This is a genomic window from Pseudomonas sp. CLCA07 (assembly GCF_053615335.1).
Map to the genome: position 1 here is coordinate 5,743,112 of NZ_CM132131.1, position 19,580 is coordinate 5,762,691.

A 19,580-nucleotide genomic window follows, 5' to 3' on the forward strand; every position below is an offset into this window, starting at 1 on the left:
GTGCCAAGAATGTAAGGGGCCGCTTCGCGACCCAACGGGGGCAAGCCCCCTCGCCACAAAGGTTCACCCAACCCTTATCGGTAAATCTACGACCAAATAACGAGAGCCTTCCTGCCATCGGCGCATTCGTCTGGCACGCAGGGCTCTCTAGTATCGATTCATCGCTTGTCGGTACGACAGGCATCGACCCAGACAGAGGCCCACCATGATCTACGCACAACCCGGAACCCCAGGCGCCGTTGTTTCCTTCAAGCCGCGCTATGGCAACTTCATCGGCGGCGAGTTTGTCGCGCCAGTCAATGGCGAATACTTCACCAACACCTCGCCGGTGACCGGTGAGGTGATTGCCGAATTCCCACGCTCCAGCGCCGCCGACATCGAAAAAGCCCTCGACGCGGCGCATGCCGCTGCGGATGCCTGGGGCAAGACCTCGGCCCAGGACCGCTCGTTGGTGCTGTTGAAAATCGCCGATCGCATCGAGCAAAACCTGGAAATCCTCGCGGTCACCGAAACCTGGGACAACGGTAAGGCCGTGCGCGAAACCCTGAACGCCGACGTGCCGTTGGCCGCTGACCATTTCCGTTACTTCGCCGGTTGCATTCGCGCTCAGGAAGGCGGCGCTGCCGAGATCAACGAGCTGACCACCGCCTATCACTTTCACGAGCCTCTGGGCGTGGTCGGGCAAATCATTCCGTGGAATTTCCCGCTGCTGATGGCGGCCTGGAAACTCGCCCCGGCCCTGGCCGCCGGCAACTGCATCGTGCTCAAACCTGCCGAGCAGACACCGCTGTCGATCATGGTGTTCGCCGAGCTGATCGCTGATCTTCTGCCAGCGGGCGTGTTGAACATCGTTCAAGGCTTCGGTCGTGAAGCCGGCGAAGCGCTGGCCACCAGCAAGCGCATCGCCAAGATCGCCTTCACCGGTTCAACCCCGGTGGGCGCGCACATCATGCATTGTGCCGCCGAGAACATCATTCCAAGCACGGTCGAACTGGGCGGCAAGTCGCCGAACATCTTCTTCGAAGACATCATGAACGCCGAGCCTCAGTTCATCGAGAAAGCCGCCGAAGGTCTGGTGCTGGCGTTCTTCAACCAGGGCGAAGTATGCACCTGCCCATCGCGGGCGCTGGTGCAAGAATCGATCTACGAGCCGTTCATGGCCGAGGTGATGAAAAAGATCGTCAAGATCAAGCGCGGCAACCCGCTGGACACTGAAACCATGGTCGGCGCCCAGGCGTCCGAGCAGCAATACGACAAGATCCTCTCGTACCTCAAAATTGCTCAGGAGGAGGGGGCTGAACTGCTCACCGGTGGCGCCGCCGAGCGTCTTGAAGGGGACTTGTCCAGCGGCTATTACATCCAGCCGACGCTGCTCAAGGGCCACAACAAGATGCGCGTATTCCAGGAAGAAATCTTCGGTCCGGTGGTGGGTGTCACCACCTTCAAGGACGAAGCCGAAGCGCTGGCGATTGCCAACGACAGCGAGTTTGGCCTCGGTGCCGGTCTCTGGACCCGCGACATCAACCGCGCCTACCGCATGGGCCGGGCGATCAAGGCCGGACGCGTCTGGACCAACTGCTACCACCTGTATCCGGCGCACGCGGCGTTCGGTGGTTACAAGAAGTCCGGCGTCGGTCGGGAGAACCACAAGATGATGCTCGATCACTACCAGCAGACCAAGAACCTGCTGGTCAGCTACGACATCAATCCGCTGGGGTTCTTCTAACCCGACTCGAAATCGGGTAACGGCCTTCGCTGGCAAGCCAGCTCCTACAGGTTTGCGTAATACCTGTAGGAGCTGGCTTGCCAGCGAATGGCTGTATCTGGCACCGCGCATACCCCCTACCAAATCACCCCCAATGCTCCTTCGAAAGTAGCATTCGGGCGCACGGCACCCCGTGCATTAATGGCTTTACCGGAATCGCCCGGCACAAGAAGAGGATTGACCCATGTGGACTAAACCCGCGTTTACCGATCTGCGCATTGGCTTCGAAGTGACGATGTATTTCGCCAACCGTTGATGGTTCACCCGGCCAGCCGATGTGTTGGCCGGGCCTGCCTTTGGAGCCTCATTCATGCACATTCGCGTTCTCGGTTCCGCCGCTGGTGGCGGCTTCCCTCAGTGGAATTGCAACTGCTACCAGTGCGCCGGGATGCGCAATGCCAGCCTGCGAGCACAACCGCGCACGCAGTCCTCGATTGCCCTGAGCGACAATGGAGTGGATTGGGTGCTGTGCAATGCATCACCGGACATTCGCGCGCAACTCGAAAGTTTTCCGCTGTTGCAACCGGCCCGCCAGCTGCGTGACAGCGCCATCGCTGGCGTCGTGCTGCTCGACAGCCAGATCGATCACTGCACGGGCCTTTTGAGCCTGCGCGAAGGTTGCCCGCATGACGTCTGGTGCACTGAGCGGGTTCACCAGGACCTGAGCAGCGGGTTCCCGCTGTTCAATATGTTGCGCCACTGGAACGGCGGCTTGCAGTGGCAACCGCTCGGGCTGGATCGGCAGCCGTTCAGCATTCCTGCCTGCCAGCACTTGCGATGGCGTGCGATTCCCCTGGTGAGCAACGCACCACCGTACTCGCCTAATCGCGGCAATCCGCAACCGGGCGACACCATTGGCTTGTTCATTGAAGACCGGCGCAGCGGCGCATCACTGTTTTACGCGCCGGGGCTGGGGCAAGTCGATGACGAAGTGCTGGGCTGGATGCAGCGTGCCGATTGCCTGCTGCTGGACGGCACCTTGTGGCGTGACGACGAAATGCGCGTCTGCGAAGTCGGCCAGAACCTGGGCAGTGAGATGGGGCATCTGTCGCAAAGCGGCCCCGGCGGCATGCTTGAGGTGCTGGAAGGTTTTACCCGCCAGCGCAAGGTGCTGATCCACATCAACAACACCAACCCGATCCTCGACGAAGACTCGGCCGAGCGGGCGCTGCTGGAGCGGCGCGGGATCGAAGTGGCGTTTGACGGCATGAGTATTGAGCTGTAGCGGATTGCCTCATCGCGGGCAAGTCGAATCGTCGCACCGCCGCTCCCACAGGTTCACGCGATCAACTGTGGGAGCGTGCGGTGCGGCGATCCGACTTGCCCGCGATGAGGCCAGATCCGACACCGCAAATCCATCGGAGAACCGCAATGACTGACACCCCAATGTCCCCCACCGAATTCGAAGCCGCCCTACGCGCCAAAGGCGCCTACTACCATATTCATCATCCGTTCCACCAAGCCATGTACGCCGGGCGCTCCAGCCGCGAGCAGATTCAAGGCTGGGTCGCCAATCGCTTCTATTACCAAGTGAACATTCCGCTCAAGGATGCCGCCATCCTCGCCAACTGCCCGGACCGCGACGTACGCCGTGAGTGGCTGCAACGGATTCTCGACCACGACGGTGTGCCCGGCAGTGAGGGCGGCATCGAAGCCTGGCTGCGTCTGGGCGAAGCGGTGGGGCTGGATCGCGAGCAGATTCTGTCCCAGGAGTTGGTGCTGCCCGGCGTGCGCTTCGCTGTTGATGCCTACGTCAATTTCGCCCGTCGCGCCTGCTGGCAGGAAGCGGCGAGCAGTTCGCTGACCGAGCTGTTCGCCCCCCAGATCCACCAGTCCCGACTCGACGCCTGGCCAACTCATTACCCGTGGATCGACGTGGCCGGCTACGACTATTTCCGCAGTCGTTTGAGTCAGGCCCGGCGAGACGTCGAGCACGGCTTGCGCATCACGTTGGCTCACTACGTCACGCTTCAGGCGCAGCAGCGCATGCTGGACATCCTGCAATTCAAACTCGACGTGCTGTGGAGCATGCTTGACGCCATGAGCATGGCCTACGAACTGGAACGCCCGCCGTATCACACCGTCACCACCGACAAAGTCTGGCACCGGGGGATTGCCCTGTGAGCCTGATCAATCGCGAACTATTACCGTCGTTGCGCCAGGGCTTTCGTTTGCAATGGGAGCCCCGCCAGGACTGTCACGTGCTGCTGTACCCCGAAGGCATGATCAAACTCAACGGCAGTGCCGGGCAGATCCTCGGTCTGGTGAACGGTCAGCGCAGCGTCGCGGCGATCATTGAGCAACTGGCCGCGAATTTTCCCGGCGTGCCGGGGATCGACGAGGATGTACTGGCGTTTCTGGAGGTGGCCCATGCTCAATTCTGGATTGAATGATGCACCTGTAGGCCCACCACTGTGGCTGCTGGCGGAGCTGACCTACCGTTGCCCGCTACAATGCCCGTATTGTTCAAACCCACTGGATTTTGCACGGCACGGCGAAGAACTGAGCACTGAGGAGTGGATTCGGGTGTTTCGCGAGGCCCGCGAGATGGGCGCAGCGCAGTTGGGTTTTTCCGGTGGCGAGCCACTGGTGCGACAGGACCTGGCCGAACTGATCAAGGCCGCGCGAGACATGGGTTACTACACCAACCTGATCACCTCGGGCATCGGCCTGACCGAGCAGAAAGTCCGCGACTTCAAGGTGGCCGGGCTGGACCATATCCAGATCAGCTTTCAAGCCGCCGACGAAGCGGTCAACAACATGCTCGCCGGCTCCCGCAAGGCCTTTTCCCAGAAGCTGGCCATGGCCCGTGCGGTGAAAGCCCAGGGTTACCCCATGGTGCTGAACTTCGTGACCCATCGGCACAACATCGACCAGATCGCGCAGATCATCGACTTGTGCCTGGAACTGGAAGCGGATTTTGTCGAATTGGCCACATGTCAATTCTACGGTTGGGCCGAACTCAATCGCGTCGGCCTGCTGCCGACCCGCGAGCAACTGCAACGCGCCGAGCGCATCACCAACGAATATCGCCAGCGGCTTGAGGCCCAGGGCCATCCGTGCAAGCTGATCTTTGTCACCCCGGACTACTACGAAGAACGCCCCAAAACCTGCATGAACGGCTGGGCCAATCTGTTTCTCGACATCACCCCGGACGGCACCGCACTGCCTTGCCACAGCGCCCGACAGTTGCCGGTGCAGTTTCCCAACGTGCGCGAGCACAGTGTCGAGCACATCTGGACGGACTCGTTTGGCTTCAACCGTTTTCGCGGTAATGACTGGATGAAGGAACCGTGCCGCTCGTGCGATGAAAAGCACAAGGATCTGGGCGGTTGCCGCTGCCAGGCGTTCATGCTCACTGGCGACGCCGCCAATGCCGACCCGGTGTGCAGCAAGTCACCGCACCACGGCGTAATCCTCAAGGCCCGCGAAGAAGCCGAGGCGCCGGGGCAGGGCATGGAACACCTGACGTTGCGCAACGAGAAAGCGTCGCGGCTGATCTATCGCGGATGAGTCTAACGACACAAATCCCCTTGTAGGAGCGGGCTTGCCCGCGAAAGCGGTGGGTCAGTCAACATCAATGGTGAATGTGAGACCGTCTTCGCGGGCAAGCCCGCTCCTACAGGGATCGGCGGTGAATACAAAATCCGGGTACAACCCGGGGCAGCGCTGTTCTTTGGTCTGATTGCATTCACTGTCGGATGGTTTAGTGTGGTTCCTATCTTCCAAAACAATAAAAACAGGCTTTCCAATGAGCCAGAGTATCAGCCAGCTGCGTAAATTCGTTTCACCTGAAATCATCTTCGGTGCCGGCTGCCGGCACAACGTCGGCAATTGCGCCAAGACCTTCGGCGCCCGCAAAGTCCTGCTGGTCAGTGACCCTGGGGTGATTGCGGCCGGTTGGGTCGCCGATGTCGAGGCCAGCCTGCAAGCCTTGGGTATCGACTACTTCCTGTACAGCGATGTCTCGCCTAACCCGCGGGTCGAAGAAGTCATGCTCGGTGCTGAGCTGTACCGGGAAAACCATTGCGATGTGATCGTCGCCGTCGGCGGTGGCAGCCCGATGGATTGCGGCAAAGGCATCGGGATTGTCGTTGCTCACGGACGCAGCATTCTCGAATTCGAAGGCGTGGACACCATCCGCGTGCCCAGTCCGCCGCTGATCCTGATTCCGACCACGGCCGGCACCTCGGCCGATGTTTCGCAGTTCGTGATCATTTCCAACCAGCAAGAGCGCATGAAGTTCTCCATCGTCAGCAAAGCGGTGGTGCCGGACGTGTCATTGATCGACCCGGAAACGACCCTGAGCATGGACCCGTTCCTGTCGGCCTGTACCGGCATCGACGCGTTGGTGCATGCCATCGAGGCTTTCGTCTCCACGGGCCACGGGCCCCTGACCGATCCGCATGCTCTGGAGGCGATGCGGTTGATCAACGGCAATTTGGTACAAATGATCGCCAACCCGACGGACATCGCCCTGCGCGAGAAGATCATGCTCGGCAGCATGCAGGCCGGTCTCGCCTTCTCCAACGCGATCCTCGGCGCGGTGCACGCCATGTCCCACAGTCTGGGCGGGTTTCTCGATCTGCCCCATGGCTTATGCAACGCTGTGCTGGTGGAACACGTGGTGGCGTTCAATTACAGCTCGGCACCGGATCGCTTCAAAGTGATTGCCGAGACCTTCGGTATCGATTGCCGTGGCCTGAACCATCGGCAGATTTGCGGGCGGCTGGTCGAGCATTTGATCGCCCTCAAACACGCTATCGGCTTCCATGAGACCCTCGGTTTGCATGGGGTCAGTACGGCGGATATTCCGTTCCTGTCGCAACACGCCATGCACGACCCGTGCATCCTGACCAATCCGCGCGAATCCAGTCAGCGTGATGTCGAGGTCGTCTATGGCGAAGCCCTCTGACGATCAGCAACGGGCACTGGCGGGGCTGCTCGGGTTAGGCAGCCATTCGGCGCGCAAGAGTCACTACCCGGAACTCGCCGCGCGACTCGACGACTTGGAAGCCGAGCGCAATCGATACAAATGGCTGTTCGAAAACGCGGTTCAGGGGATTTTCCAGGCCAGCCTGCAAGAAGGCATGCGGGCCGCCAACCCGGCGTTGGCGCACATGCTCGGTTATCAGGACCCGCAGGAGGTGCTGTTTTCGCTGGCCGATCTGGCGAGCAACCTGTTTGTCGGCGGCGCCGCCGAGCTGGAAAACATTGGCGAAATCCTAAAGCATCAACGCAGCCTGCACGGTTATGAAACCCAGTTGCGGCGCAAGGACGGCAGCAGCCTCGATGTGTTGATGAACCTGTTGCTCAAACCCGATCAGGAAGGCCTGGTGGAGGGGTTTGTTGCTGACATCACCGAACGCAAGCTGGCCCAGCAACGTCTGCAACAACTCAACGATGAACTGGAGCAGCGGGTCACCGCGCGCACCGATGAACTGCTGGAAGCCAACCGCAACCTGCAACAGCAGATCACCCAGCGTAAACAGATCGCCGAAGCCTTGCGCGATGCCCGCGACGCCGCCGAGGCCGCCAATCGCAGCAAGGACAAGTACCTTGCTGCCGCCAGCCACGACCTGTTGCAACCACTTAATGCTGCGCGTTTGCTGATCTCGACGTTGCGTGAACGAAAACTGCCTGACGTTGAACAGGTCCTGGTCGAACGCACTCATCAGGCGTTGGAGGGGGCGGAAGATTTGCTCACTGATTTGCTGGATATTTCCCGGCTCGATCAGGCAGCGGTCAAACCCGACGTTGCCCTTTATCGTCTCGACGAATTGCTCGCGCCGCTGGTGTCGGAGTTTCAGTCAGTCGCCGAAGCAGCAGGGTTGAACCTGCGCGTGCATGTGGGCGATTACGCCATCAGCACCGACTTGCGCCTGATGACGCGCATTCTGCGTAACTTCCTCAGTAACGCCTGCCGCTACACGGACGAGGGCAGCATCCTGCTTGCGGCAAGACGGCGCGGCGAGATGCTGCGCCTGGAGGTCTGGGACACCGGGCGCGGCATCGCTGCGGACCGACTGGATTCGATTTTCCTGGAGTTCAACCAACTCGACGTCGGACGTGCCGCCGATCGCAAAGGCGTGGGGCTGGGGCTGGCCATCGTCGAACGCATCGCGAAGATTCTGGGTTATCAGGTTCGGGTGCAATCCTTGCCAGGACGTGGCTCGATGTTCAGCATCGACGTACCGCTTTCCCATGAGGTGCCGCTGCCTATCAGTCAGGCCGCACCTCAGTTGGGCACCGGTAATCCCTTGCCGGGCCGACGTTTGCTGGTACTGGACAACGAAGTGAGCATTCTCGAGAGCATGAGCGCGCTGCTCGAGCAGTGGGGGTGCGAGGTGGTCACGGCCACGGATGAATCCTGCGCGCTGGCAGCCCTGCGCGGGCAAGCGCCAGAATTGATTCTGGCGGACTATCACCTTGATCACGGCGTGGTGGGCTGCGATGTGGTCAGGCATTTGCGTGAGCATTTCAGCCAGGTCATCCCGGCGGTGATCATCACGGCGGACCGCACTGATCAATGTCGACGCTCATTGCAGAGACTCGGCGCACCGCTGCTGAACAAGCCGGTCAAGCCCGGCAAGTTGCGCGCAGTGCTGAGTCAGATGCTCGGGTAGTGGCGTTATCAGAGTGCACGATATTGCAGGCTGAACCCGAGTTCAGCCGACTGACCTTGCTCCAGCAATCGTAACCCCGGCCGACCAGGCAAGTGATGCGCGTTGACCGGGTGGCTGACCGGTTCGATGCAGAAAAACTCCAGACCGACCGGGCAGTAGAGCAGGTAGTAATCGCTGCCGGTGGCTTGGCCTTCCAGCGCATAACCGAGGTCGGGTTGCTGGATCAGGCAATGGCCGTCCCAGTGGCAGAAGCCGTTGTCGACCAGCGAAGCGGGTAAGGCGCCCGGTTGACGAAAGTCCCGGTCGGCAGGCAGCGCAATCAATTCTGTTGGCAATTTCGAGCCATCGCACAGCCAGACTTGCTCTGCCCTGGCCTGTAGCTGCGTGTTCGCGGTGCGCGGAAAGTAGGGGTGCAAACCCAGCCCATGCCACGCGGCGCGGTCGGCCAAGTGAGTGACTTGCAGTTCGATGCTCAATTGCCCCTTGTTTAGATGGAAGCGTTGCCGGGCGCGATAAGCGAACGGTGTGGTGCTGTCGAGTTGCAGGACGACTTCGTTGGCTGATTGCGACACCACTTGCCACGGTTGTTGCCAGGCGCTGCCGTGGATGGGCAGCGGATCGGTGAGGCTGTTGGGCGTCAGGGCCAGCCAGCCATCAGGGCAATCGAAGCCACCTTCGGCGATGCGGTTGGACCAGGGGGCCAGGGGATAGCAACCGAGTTTGCCCGGCAGACCGGTGTTCAGTGCATGGGAGTCATTGTGGCGTAGCAGCGGTTGACCGGTGCTGAGAACGGTCCAGTTGACGATACTGCCGCCGAGCTCGGGGGCGAGGGTGAGGTGGGTCAGTTCGTCTTCGAGTTCGAGAATTTTTGGCGTCATGGACATTTCCGCATACTGATGAGCTGTTGTGGCGAGGGGGCTTGCCCCCGTTGGGCTGCGAAGCGGACCTCGGCATTGTTCAGTCAGACCGCACAGACGCCAATGACGACTGCTTCGCAGCCGAACGGGGGCAAGCCCCCTCGCCACAGGGGCCGGGGCTTATCTGTTTAATTCAGTGAGGGAATCATTGAACAGCGGTTCCGGCAATCCGGTGACGCCAGGATTGAGGGCGAACACTCCGCCGGCCAGGGACTGTTCGTCATGGTCGTCACCGGGGCGGATCGAGGTCACGAACAGCGTGTCCAGTCGACTGCCACCGAAGGCGCACATGGTGGGTTTTTTCACCGGAACGGCGAGGGAGCGATCCAGTCGGCCATCGGGGGTAAAACGGTGAATCAGCCCGGCATCATTGCCGCAGATCCAGTAGCAACCTTCGGCATCGACAGCCGCACCGTCGGGGCGACCGGGGAACTGATTCATGTCGACGAACAGCCGGCGATTGGACGGCGTGCCGCTGTCGACGTCGTAGTCAAAGGCCCAGATCTGCTGGACCAATGGATGCGAGTCGGACAGGTACATCGTGCGGCCATCCGGGCTGAAGCCCAGGCCGTTCGGGACGATAAACCCGCCCAGTTGTGCCTCAAGTGGCCCGCGTAGACCGGCGCTGTAACGGTAAAGGGCACCGTCGGCGACGTTGGCGCCCATGTTCAACACCATGCTGCTCGCCCAGAAGCGGCCCTGACGGTCACAACGGCCATCGTTCAGGCGCATGTCGGTCCGAGCGTGGTCGACGTGCGCCAGCAAATAACTGTCGAGGCTGCCGTCGTTGTGCGGGTGCAGATGGAAGAAACCGCTTTCCATGCCGGCCACCCAGCCACCGTCACGGTGGCGGGTGATGCACCCGAGCATTTGCGGCGCTTTCCACGAATGGACATGGCCGCTGTCGGCACTCCAGCGCTGCAGGCCCCCGGCAGGAATATCAACCCAGTACAGGGCGTTTTCCTCGGGGACCCACACCGGGCATTCACCGACGGCGTTACGGGCATCGACAATCAATTCGGCTTGCATGGCAACTCATTCCCTTGGGTTTTTGTTGTGGGGATCAAGCGGGAAGCAGGGCTTCAATCGCCGAACGGGCCGGCGGCGCAAAAGGCTCCGCCCTGATAGACGCGGGCCGGATCATCGGCGGCAGGCATCGGCTGGACTTCGACTTTTTCACGGAACACTTCGGAGGTGTCCTGCGGCGCGTAGCCCAAGGCAGTGGCGTAACGGTTGTCCCACCAGATGTCTTTGTTATCGGACATGCCGTACACCACAGTGTGCCCGACATTCGGGCTGTACAGCGCACGTTCGAGCAGTTGGGTAAGGTCGCCGAAGCTCAACCATGTGCTCATCATCCGGCGGTTTTGCGGTTCCGGGAACGAGGAACCGATGCGCACGCTGACGGTTTCGATGCCATAGCGATTGAAGTAGAACGTGGCCATGTCCTCACCGTAGGACTTGGACAAACCGTAATAGCTGTCCGGCTGGTGAGGGGAGTGGGCGTCGATGACTTGGTCTTGCTTGTAGAAACCGATGACGTGGTTGGAGCTGGCGAAGATCACCCGCTTCACACCGTGGCGGCGCGCGGCTTCATAGATGTGGAACACGCCGCAGATGTTGGCGCCGAGAATCTCTTCGAACGAGCGCTCTACCGACACACCACCGAAGTGCAGGATCGCGTCCACGCCTTCGACCAATTGATGCACGGCTTGCTTGTCCGCCAGATCGCACGGCACGACTTCTTCGCGGTCATCGATAGCCGGGGCCATGGTGGCGATGTCCGACAGGCGAATGACGTTGGCGTAGGGGCGCAGGCTTTCGCGCAAGACTTTACCCAGGCCACCGGCGGCACCGGTCAGCAGCAGGCGATTGAAAGGGGAGCGGGCGGTTGCAGTGGTCGTCATGGGGGAATCCTGTACAAGCAGTTGTTGTTATTAAATTGTTGTAAGTTGTCGTACGACTTTGTTGAAGTATCGTAAGGCAATCCGGGTCTTGTCAACGCGACATTGGTTGAAATGGACGGAGGGTCATTTCTCGTTAATGAACACATTCATCTGTGGCGAGGGGGCTTCTGTGGCGAGGGGGCTTGCCCCCGTTGGGCTGCGCAGCGGCCCTAAAACTAGTCACTGCTGCCGTTCAGATAAAACTGTGCTGAATGGTTTTACGACGGCTTTGCCGCCGAACGGGGGCAAGCCCCCTCGCCACAGGTCATGTCAGTCTGTGAGAAATGGGTTTTACAGCAACGAAATCGGGTAGTTGATGATGATACGGTTTTCATCGAATTCGTTGGTGCTGAAGCTCTTGCGGATGCTCGCGTTGCGCCATTTGACGTTGAAGCTCTTCAACGGACCGCTTTGTATGGTGTAGGCCAGTTCCGATTCGCGGCCCCATTCCGTGCCGTCGGTGATGGTGCCGGTATGCACATTATCGCCGCTGATGTAGCGGTTCATCATCGTCAGACCGGGAACGCCCAGGGCGACGAAGTTGTAGTCGTGGCGCACCTGCCAGGATTTTTCCTGGGCGTTGTCGTAGCTGGAGTTGTAGCTGTCGTTGGCCAGGGTACCGCCGCTGGTGCCGTTGACGCGCATCCATTGATCGTCACCGGTGAGTTTTTGCAGGCCGACGTAGAAGGTGTTGCCACCGTACTTGGCCGAGAGCATGGCGAACCCGGTTTTGTTGTCGAGGTCGCCGGCCAGGGCGCTGCCGTTTTCTTTGCCGATGAAATAACCAAGGTTGGCGCCGAGGACCCAGTCGCCAATCGGCTGGCTATGGTTCAGGTTGTAATACTGTTGCTGGTAGAGGTCGCTGAGTTCTGCGTACCAGGCACCGACCTGGGTGCGTTTGTCGTTGAACGTGTATTCACCACCGCCGAAGTTGAAACGGTCCGAAGTGAAGGCCGCGGATTTGCCGTTCATGAACATGTCTTCCATGCTCGCATCGTTACGCGGACTGTTCTGGCGGAACTGGCCGCCGTAGATCGTCAGGCCGCTGATCTCGGTGGACGTCAGCTGGCCACCCTGGAAGGTTTGTGGCAGCGAGCGGCCATCGTCTGAACGCAGGATGGGCAGTATTGGCATCCACTCGCCGACCTTCACTTCGGTTTTACTCACTTTCATCTTCCCGGCCACCGCCAGACGACCAAAGTCATCGACCGGGCGACCGTCGCTGCCAATCGGCAGCAGCTGGGTGCCGCCCGAGCCTTTACCGCCATCGAGCTTGACCGACAACAGTCCCAGCACATCCGCGCCGAACCCCACCGGGCCTTGGGTGAAACCGGACTTGGCGTCGAAAATGAAGCTCTGCGTCCACTCCTCGGCCTTGCTCTGCGGGTAAGCCGGGTTGGTGAAGTTGCGGTTGATGTAGAAGTTACGCAGGTTGAGCGTGGCCTTGGCGTCGTCGGTGAACCCTTCGGCATGGCTGATCATCGGCAGGGCAAGGGCCAGGCCGCTGCAACCAATGAGGCTCAGGGTATGACGGCGTTTGAAAATCTGACGTGGGGTGTGGGCGGACGAATTGCGGACGAGCTTGCTCACTGTGACGCTCCCTTGCTTCTTGTTGTTTTTATTCGTCATACGTCGTCGTACAACACGTGCGGCGATTATTTGCGAGGGTCTGAGGGCTTGTCAATCAGAAGTTGTACGATGACTTTGTGATATTGGGTCGGAAATCGATAAACCCTGTGGGAGTGAGCCTGCTCGCGATAGCGGACTGTCAGTCGACAACAATGTCAGATGTGGGATTGCAATCGCGAGCAGGCTCGCTCCCACAGGGGAATTGGGTTATCAGGCCGAAATCATGGGGGGCATAGTGCCCAACAGGGAAACCGCTGCCACCGCGCCAATCCCCAGCATCCATTCGAGAATCACGCTGGTTTTCAGTGTCGACAGACGTTGTTCGCTGTCGTTTATGCGCAGGCGATTGAACAGCGCCAGGCCCAGCATCGCTGCAATCAGCCCAACCTTGATCAACAGAATCAGTGCGAAACCGCTGAACAATGGCGTCGGCCAAAACACCCCGGTGAGGACCCGAACGTTGATCAGCCCGGTGATCAGCAACCCCGCCACCAAGGCGTAACCGACACCACTGAAACGCTGCAGTATCGCTTTGATGGGCTGCTCTGCCGACTGGCGCAAGATCATCACCAACAGCATCAACCCGCCGAGCCAGGCGCCAACGCAGGTCAGGTGCACGACTTGGTTGAGCATCAGCAATTGGCCATTAAGTCCGTCCAGCATGGCGCCGTGACCGACCGGGGCGAGGGTCACCAGCAACAGGCTGGCGAGGCCGATTCGCAGGGGTTTGTGCGCACGCCACGGGCTCATCAGCAACGCCACCAGCAACGCATTGAGCAGCAGGTGCCAGCGCCAGACCTGACCGAAAAACGTATTACTCAGCACCAGGTGCAGCGTCGACGGATCAAATGCCGCTTCCCAGGCCCCGGCCATGCTCGCAGTGATCAGCAGCAACCAGGCAACGCCGCTGAGCAGCGCCACGGCCGCCAGCCAGCGGGCTGTCAGCGCCAGACGGCGATCGAGGTGTGCAGCGCTGCCGTTGAGCAGCAAGGGCCTGAACGCCCACGCCCCGAACAGCATCAACACCACCGTGAAATGCACAAAGCGACACAGCACCATCGCGCTGGTCATGAATTACTGGCCAACCTTGAAACCGTAGGCGCCTTCGCTTTTGTGGGTGTCGACGGACACCGCGTGCCATTCGACTTTATACGTGCCCGCCGTCAGAGGCTCGGCAGGTGTGACGATCAGGGTTTTCTTGTCGCTGCCTTCGGTGGCAAGGCTCTTCACTGGTACAGGGGCCCCGTCCTTGCTGAGCGTAACTTTCGTGAAAGCCGCTTCAATGCCTTCGGAAAACTCCAGCCGCAGTTGCGCAGGTGCGCTCACGGTGCTGTCCGCCGCCGGGGTCTGGCTTTTCAGATGGGTGTGGGCCCATACCGACGAAACGGCAAGCAGCGAGCCGAGGAGTGCGGCGGTGGTCAGGGCTTTCTTAAGCATCGTGAATACCTTTTGGGCAGGATCGAAGTGGCGCAAGTTTACCCGCCGCAAGCTTAGTGTCGAAGTTTCGTTTTAGTCTGTCGCCGCGACGTAGAGCCGGATGCTAGTCTTGGTCAACGCTGGTGTCAGGGAGCCCTCATGGGCAATCACAAGATCGGGATTCGTCGAAGCAACGTCGAGAAAATTTTGCTCGGGGCGGAAAAGGTCTTCGCCGAAAAAGGCTTTGGCGGTACCGCCATGGCCGACATCGCCGCCGAGGTGCAACTGCCTCGATCCAATCTGCATTACTACTTCAGCACCAAGACCGAACTGTACAGCGCGGTGTTGTTTGATCTGCTGGAAGTCTGGAAGCAGGACGCGCTGTGCTTCGAGATGTTCGACGATCCGCGCGTGGTGCTCAGCAGCTACATCCGCGCCAAGATGAACCACTCGCGCAGCCGGCCTTATGGCTCGAAGGTCTGGGCCAACGAAATCATCCATGGCGCACCGACCTTAGGCACGGCGCTGGACGCCAGCCTGTATGACTGGGCGAAGATGAAAGAAGCGAAAATTCGCCAGTGGGTGGACGATAAACGCATCTTGCCGGTGGAGCCGTCGAGCCTGCTGTACATGATCTGGGCCTCGACCCAGCACTATGCTGACTTTGATCATCAGGTGAATATTCTCAATGATCATCAGCCGCTGTCGGACATGCAGTTCGAGCGGGCGGTGCAGACGGTGACCAGTGTGATTTTGCGGGGGATAGGGTTGGAGCCATAAATCAAAAGAATCGCAGCCTCGTTTCACTCGACAGCTCCTACAGAGAAATGCATTCCCTGTAGGAGCTGTCGAGTGAAACGAGGCTGCGATTTCTGGATTTTCAGCGATCAGAAGGCAACATGATACGGATTCCTCGGATCATGATTCCAATCCAGAAACGGCTTGCCCGTGTCCATCGGCACCATCTCGATACAGTCCTGCACCGGGCAGGTGATCTGGCACAAATTGCAGCCCACGCACTCATCCTCAATCACCGTGTATTGATGCGTCCCGTCCGCCTGCTTCAGGCTGGCAATCGCCTGGTGCGAGGTATCCTCGCAAGCGATGTGGCAGCGCCCACAACCAATGCACGCCTCCTGATCAATCTTCGCGATCACCTGATAGTTGATGTCGAGGTACTTCCAGTCCGTGGTGTTGCTCACCGCGCGCCCGGAAAACTCGGAAACGCTGGCGTAACCCTGACTGTCCATCCAGCGTGACAAGCCGTCCTTCATCTCCTCGACGATCCTGAAACCATGCAGCATCGCCGCGGTGCATACCTGCACCGAACCGCTGCCCAACGCAATAAACTCCGCCGCGTCGCGCCAGCTGCCGATGCCGCCGATGCCGGAGATCGGCAGGCCTTGGGTCTGCGGGTCACGGGCGATTTCGGCGACCATGTTCAGGGCAATCGGCTTCACCGCCGAACCGCAATAACCGCCATGGGTGCTTTGGCTGCCCACAATCGGGTTGGCGACCATGCGCTCCAGGTTGACGCTGGTGATCGAGTTGATCGTGTTGATCAGCGACACCGCATCCGCCCCCCCGCGATGGGCCGCACGGGCGGCGACGCGGATGTCGGTGATGTTCGGCGTGAGCTTGACGATCACCGGCAGCGAGCAATACGTCTTGCACCAGCGGGTGACCTGTTCGACGTACTCCGGCACCTGGCCGACCGCCGCGCCCATGCCGCGTTCCGGCATGCCGTGGGGACAGCCGAAATTCAGTTCGATGCCGTCGGCGCCGGTGGCTTCCACCAGCGGCAGGATGAATTTCCACGACTCTTCGACGCAGGGCACCATCAGCGACACGATCAGCGCGCGGTCTGGCCAGTCCTTTTTCACCTGGGTGATTTCCCGCAGATTGATCTCCAGCGAGCGGTCGGTGATCAGCTCGATATTGTTGAAACCCACCACCTCACGGTTGGCGCCGAAATGCGCCGAGTAGCGCGATGACACGTTAACCGCCGCCGGGTCTTCACCCAGGGTTTTCCAAACCACGCCGCCCCAGCCAGCCTCAAAGGCGCGGACCACGTTGTAAGCTTTGTCGGTTGGCGGCGCGGAGGCCAGCCAGAACGGATTGGGCGCTTTGATACCGGCGAAGACAATCGAGAGATCGGCCATTTACGCAGCCTCCACGTTAAGCATCAGTTGAGCGTTGATGGCCTCGGCGGCGCGTTTGCCGTGTTGCACGGCTTGCACGGTGAGGTCCTGATCGAGGCTGGTGCAGTCGCCGCCGGCATACACGCCGGGGATGCTGGTGCGCAGCTGCTCGTCCACCTGAATCCGTTCGCCCTGACGCTTGAGTTCGCGGGCCAGCGGGTCGGCGAGGGCGCTGTCGTCAAAGGCCTGGCCGATGGCTTTGAAAATGGCGTCGGCGGCCAGCTCGAAGGTTTGCCCGGTAGTCTGCAGGCGACCGTCAACCAGGTGCGTGCGGGCGAAACGCATGCCGCGCACTTGGCCTTGGTCATCGAGCAGCACTTCTTCCGGTTGCGCCCAAGTCAGCAAGCGCACTTGATTGGCCTTGGCGATGTCCTGTTCGTGACCGGTGGCGCCCATGTCTTCAACGCCACGGCGGTACACCAGATTCACATCGCGAGCACCGAGGCGGGCCATCTGCACGGCCATGTCGATGGCGGTGTTGCCGGCGCCGAGGACGATGCAATGATCGGCCAGCGGCAGTTGAGTCAAGTCATCGGCCTGGCGCAGTTCGCGAATGAAATCAGTCGCGGCGAGCAAGCCGGGCGCTTCTTCGTGGGCCACGCCGAGTTGTTTGCTGGCACTCAGGCCGAGGCCGAGAAACACCGCGTCGAATTGCTGATGCAGTTCGCTCAGGGTCAGGTTGTCGCCGAGTTTTTGCCCGTGACGGATTTCAATGCCACCAATTTGCAGCAGGAACTCCAGTTCCTTTTGCGCGTAATCGTCCACCAGTTTGTATTTGGCGATTCCGTATTCGTTGAGGCCACCGGCCTTTTCCCGGGCTTCGAAAATCACCACGTCGTGGCCGTGCATGGCGCTGCGATGAGCGCAAGACAAACCTGCGGGGCCGGCACCGACCACGGCGATGCGCTTGCCGGTTGATGCTGCACGGGGGAAGGGGTGTTCACTGAAGTGGGCGTTGTCTACGGCGTACCGTTGCAACAAGCCGATCAAGACCGGTGCGCACTCATGGTCGTTGTTGCGCACGCAGGCTTGCTGGCAGAGGATTTCCGTCGGGCAAACCCTCGCGCAACTGCCGCCAAGGATGTTCGCCGAGAGGATTTTCTGCGCGGCGCCCTGAACGTTGTCCTGATGGATATTTCGGATGAACGACGGAATATCGATCTCGCTGGGGCAGGCGTTTACGCAGGGCGCGTCGTAGCAGTACAGACAGCGCGAGGCTTCCAGATGGGCCTGACGGTCGTTCAGCGGCGGCGCCAAGTCAGTGAAATGGCCGGCGAGGGCGGCGGCATCCTCGTAAGGATGGGGGAGGTGGTTCAGGGTCTTTATCACGGTAGTGGCCTCACGGTGATGGAGGTGCTGCCTCTGTCGGGCATTGGTTTTTGTGTTGTCAGGACTGCCGCCATCGCGGGCAAGCCCGGCTCCCACAGGGGATCTCCAGTGTTCACAAAACCCCTGTAGGAGCCGGGCTTGCCCGCGATGGCCGCGGGCCTCTATCTCAGCGGTTCACAGATTTTGGCTGGTGCTGTGCAGCCCGCTTACTCAGCAAGTCAAACACCGCCGGATACGCCGGCCGTTCGACATACCGCCCCGCGCCACGCTCGGCACGCAAGTCGCCATCGGCCCATACAACGCGGCCCTGGCTGACGGTGTGGCTCGGCACACCGCGCACGGTCTTGCCTTCAAAGATGTTGAAGTCGACCTGCTGGTGATGAGTCTTCGCTGAAATGGTCCGCGTGCCTTCCGGGTCCCACAGCACCAGGTCCGCATCGGCACCAACACGAATCGCCCCTTTGCGCGGGTAGAGGTTGAAGATCTTCGCGGTGTTGGTAGAGGTCAGCGCCACGAAGTGCTGCATCGACAAACGCCCGGTGTTCACCCCTTCATCCCAGAGCACCGCCATGCGGTCTTCGATACCGGCGGTGCCATTGGGGATTTTGCTGAAGTCGTCGCGCCCGGCGGCTTTTTGCTCGGCGCAGAAGCAGCAGTGGTCAGTCGCAGTGGTGTGCAGGTTGCCCGATTGCAGGCCGTGCCACAGGGCCTCTTGATGGCCGCGAGGACGGAAGGGGGGACTCATCACGTAACCGGCGGCGGTTTGCCAATCCGGGTGTTGATAGACGCTGTCATCCAGCAGCAAATGCCCGGCCAGCACTTCGCCGTAGACTTGCTGGCCTTTGCTGCGGGCATAGGTGATTTCGTCGAGGGCTTCCTTGGTCGAGACATGCACCAGGTACAGCGGCGTGCCCAGTGTCTCGGCGATACGAATCGCCCGACTGGCCGCTTCGCCTTCAACCTGCGAAGGCCGCGACAGTGGATGCGCTTCCGGGCCGGTGATGCCTTGGGCCATCAATTTGCGTTGCAGGTGATAGACCAACTCGCCATTTTCGGCATGCACGGTCGGCACCGCACCCAGCTCCAGACAACGCTCGAAACTCGCCACCAGCGTGTCGTCGGCCGCCATGATCGCATTCTTGTAGGCCATGAAGTGCTTGAAGCTGTTAACCCCGTGATGGCTGACCAGCTCAGCCATTTCCTCGCGCACCTGTTCGCTCCACCAGGTGATCGCGACATGAAAGCCGTAATCCGACGATGACTTCTCGGCCCAGCCGCGCCACTGGTGAAACGCCTCCATCAGCGATTGCTGCGGATTGGGGATCACGAAGTCGATGATCGACGTGGTGCCACCGGCCAGTCCTGCTGCGGTGCCACTGAAAAAGTCTTCACTGGCCACGGTGCCCATGAAGGGCAGTTGCATGTGCGTGTGCGGGTCGATGCCGCCGGGCATCAGGTACTGGCCGCTGCCGTCGAGCACTTCGGCACCCGCCGGAACATCAAGATTATCGCCAATGGCTTTAATCACGCCGTCGGCGCAATAGACGTCGGCGCGATAACTTTCATCATGGGTAATAACGGTGGCGCCACGGATCAACAGAGACATTCCGAGTTCCTCGCAGGCAATGACCGGCTTATGCCGGTTCTAAGTGTTTTATATAAAATCGCCGTCAACAGGTGTATTCCTGCCAACACTGTCAGGAATTGAAGCTAGTCTGAGTTTATGAAATCAGCAAGAATATTTTTTATAA

Annotated in this window: 18 protein-coding genes; 9 read left to right on the forward strand and 9 right to left on the reverse strand. The window is 60.2% G+C overall.

Annotated elements, in window-relative coordinates; all coding sequences use genetic code 11:
• Positions 1–205: 205 nt before the first annotated feature.
• From exaC to ACWGZX_RS26480, 8 genes are all read left to right on the forward strand, one after another.
• A complete protein-coding gene (exaC, locus tag ACWGZX_RS26445; RefSeq protein ID WP_007949298.1) occupies positions 206–1,726 on the forward strand; it encodes an acetaldehyde dehydrogenase ExaC in 1,521 nt (506 codons plus the stop codon).
• A gap of 223 nt (positions 1,727–1,949) precedes the next feature.
• Positions 1,950–2,021, forward strand: a complete 72-nt coding sequence (gene pqqA, locus ACWGZX_RS26450) for a pyrroloquinoline quinone precursor peptide PqqA (RefSeq protein ID WP_003253598.1) — start codon at positions 1,950–1,952, stop codon at positions 2,019–2,021.
• Between the two features lie 54 nt (positions 2,022–2,075).
• Positions 2,076–2,990 carry a pyrroloquinoline quinone biosynthesis protein PqqB gene (gene pqqB, locus ACWGZX_RS26455; RefSeq protein WP_452626110.1) on the forward strand — a complete coding sequence of 305 codons (915 nt, stop codon included), beginning with the start codon at positions 2,076–2,078 and terminating at the stop codon, positions 2,988–2,990.
• A 146-nt stretch (positions 2,991–3,136) separates the two neighbouring features.
• On the forward strand, positions 3,137–3,889 hold the full coding sequence (pqqC, locus tag ACWGZX_RS26460) for a pyrroloquinoline-quinone synthase PqqC (protein WP_452626111.1): 753 nt from the start codon (positions 3,137–3,139) through the stop codon (positions 3,887–3,889).
• On the forward strand, positions 3,886–4,158 hold the full coding sequence (gene pqqD, locus ACWGZX_RS26465) for a pyrroloquinoline quinone biosynthesis peptide chaperone PqqD (RefSeq protein WP_452626112.1): 273 nt from the start codon (positions 3,886–3,888) through the stop codon (positions 4,156–4,158). The genes pqqC and pqqD overlap by 4 nt, the downstream gene beginning before the upstream one ends.
• The gene (pqqE, locus tag ACWGZX_RS26470; protein ID WP_452626113.1) at positions 4,136–5,278 is read left to right on the forward strand and encodes a pyrroloquinoline quinone biosynthesis protein PqqE; all 1,143 of its coding nucleotides are present in this window, start codon (positions 4,136–4,138) and stop codon (positions 5,276–5,278) included. The genes pqqD and pqqE overlap by 23 nt, the downstream gene beginning before the upstream one ends.
• 238 nt (positions 5,279–5,516) lie before the next feature.
• Positions 5,517–6,680, forward strand: coding sequence for an alcohol dehydrogenase-like regulatory protein ErcA (gene ercA, locus ACWGZX_RS26475; protein ID WP_452626114.1), 1,164 nt, complete (start codon positions 5,517–5,519; stop codon positions 6,678–6,680).
• The gene (locus tag ACWGZX_RS26480; RefSeq protein ID WP_452626115.1) at positions 6,664–8,391 is read left to right on the forward strand and encodes a PAS domain-containing hybrid sensor histidine kinase/response regulator; all 1,728 of its coding nucleotides are present in this window, start codon (positions 6,664–6,666) and stop codon (positions 8,389–8,391) included. The genes ercA and ACWGZX_RS26480 overlap by 17 nt, the downstream gene beginning before the upstream one ends.
• Before the next feature lie 8 nt (positions 8,392–8,399).
• Here the strand turns inward: ACWGZX_RS26480 and ACWGZX_RS26485 are convergent, their stop codons facing one another.
• The 6 genes from ACWGZX_RS26485 to copC form a co-directional block, all read right to left on the reverse strand.
• The gene (locus ACWGZX_RS26485; RefSeq protein ID WP_452626116.1) at positions 8,400–9,269 is read right to left on the reverse strand and encodes an aldose 1-epimerase; all 870 of its coding nucleotides are present in this window, start codon (positions 9,267–9,269) and stop codon (positions 8,400–8,402) included.
• Between the two features lie 159 nt (positions 9,270–9,428).
• Positions 9,429–10,337 carry an SMP-30/gluconolactonase/LRE family protein gene (locus ACWGZX_RS26490; protein ID WP_452626117.1) on the reverse strand — a complete coding sequence of 303 codons (909 nt, stop codon included), beginning with the start codon at positions 10,335–10,337 and terminating at the stop codon, positions 9,429–9,431.
• A gap of 53 nt (positions 10,338–10,390) precedes the next feature.
• A complete protein-coding gene (locus ACWGZX_RS26495) occupies positions 10,391–11,215 on the reverse strand; it encodes an NAD-dependent epimerase/dehydratase family protein (protein ID WP_452626118.1) in 825 nt (274 codons plus the stop codon).
• A gap of 330 nt (positions 11,216–11,545) precedes the next feature.
• The gene (locus tag ACWGZX_RS26500) at positions 11,546–12,844 is read right to left on the reverse strand and encodes an OprD family porin (protein WP_452626119.1); all 1,299 of its coding nucleotides are present in this window, start codon (positions 12,842–12,844) and stop codon (positions 11,546–11,548) included.
• Positions 12,845–13,093: 249 nt separating this feature from the next.
• Entirely contained in the window at positions 13,094–13,954 is an 861-nt protein-coding gene (gene copD / locus ACWGZX_RS26505) for a copper homeostasis membrane protein CopD (protein WP_452626120.1), read from the reverse strand.
• A gap of 3 nt (positions 13,955–13,957) precedes the next feature.
• Positions 13,958–14,320: a copper homeostasis periplasmic binding protein CopC gene (copC, locus tag ACWGZX_RS26510; RefSeq protein WP_452626121.1), complete on the reverse strand. Its 363-nt coding sequence runs from the start codon at positions 14,318–14,320 to the stop codon at positions 13,958–13,960.
• A gap of 138 nt (positions 14,321–14,458) precedes the next feature.
• On the opposite strand from copC, the gene ACWGZX_RS26515 reads away from it, so the two are divergent.
• The gene (locus ACWGZX_RS26515) at positions 14,459–15,079 is read left to right on the forward strand and encodes a TetR/AcrR family transcriptional regulator (protein ID WP_452626122.1); all 621 of its coding nucleotides are present in this window, start codon (positions 14,459–14,461) and stop codon (positions 15,077–15,079) included.
• Positions 15,080–15,186: 107 nt separating this feature from the next.
• On the opposite strand, the gene preA is transcribed toward ACWGZX_RS26515, so the two are convergent.
• From preA to hydA, 3 genes are all read right to left on the reverse strand, one after another.
• Positions 15,187–16,461, reverse strand: a complete 1,275-nt coding sequence (preA, locus tag ACWGZX_RS26520; protein ID WP_452626123.1) for an NAD-dependent dihydropyrimidine dehydrogenase subunit PreA — start codon at positions 16,459–16,461, stop codon at positions 15,187–15,189.
• A complete protein-coding gene (locus tag ACWGZX_RS26525) occupies positions 16,462–17,829 on the reverse strand; it encodes an NAD(P)-dependent oxidoreductase (protein WP_452626124.1) in 1,368 nt (455 codons plus the stop codon).
• Between the two features lie 166 nt (positions 17,830–17,995).
• A complete protein-coding gene (gene hydA / locus ACWGZX_RS26530; RefSeq protein ID WP_452626125.1) occupies positions 17,996–19,435 on the reverse strand; it encodes a dihydropyrimidinase in 1,440 nt (479 codons plus the stop codon).
• Between the last annotated feature and the right edge of the window lie 145 nt (positions 19,436–19,580).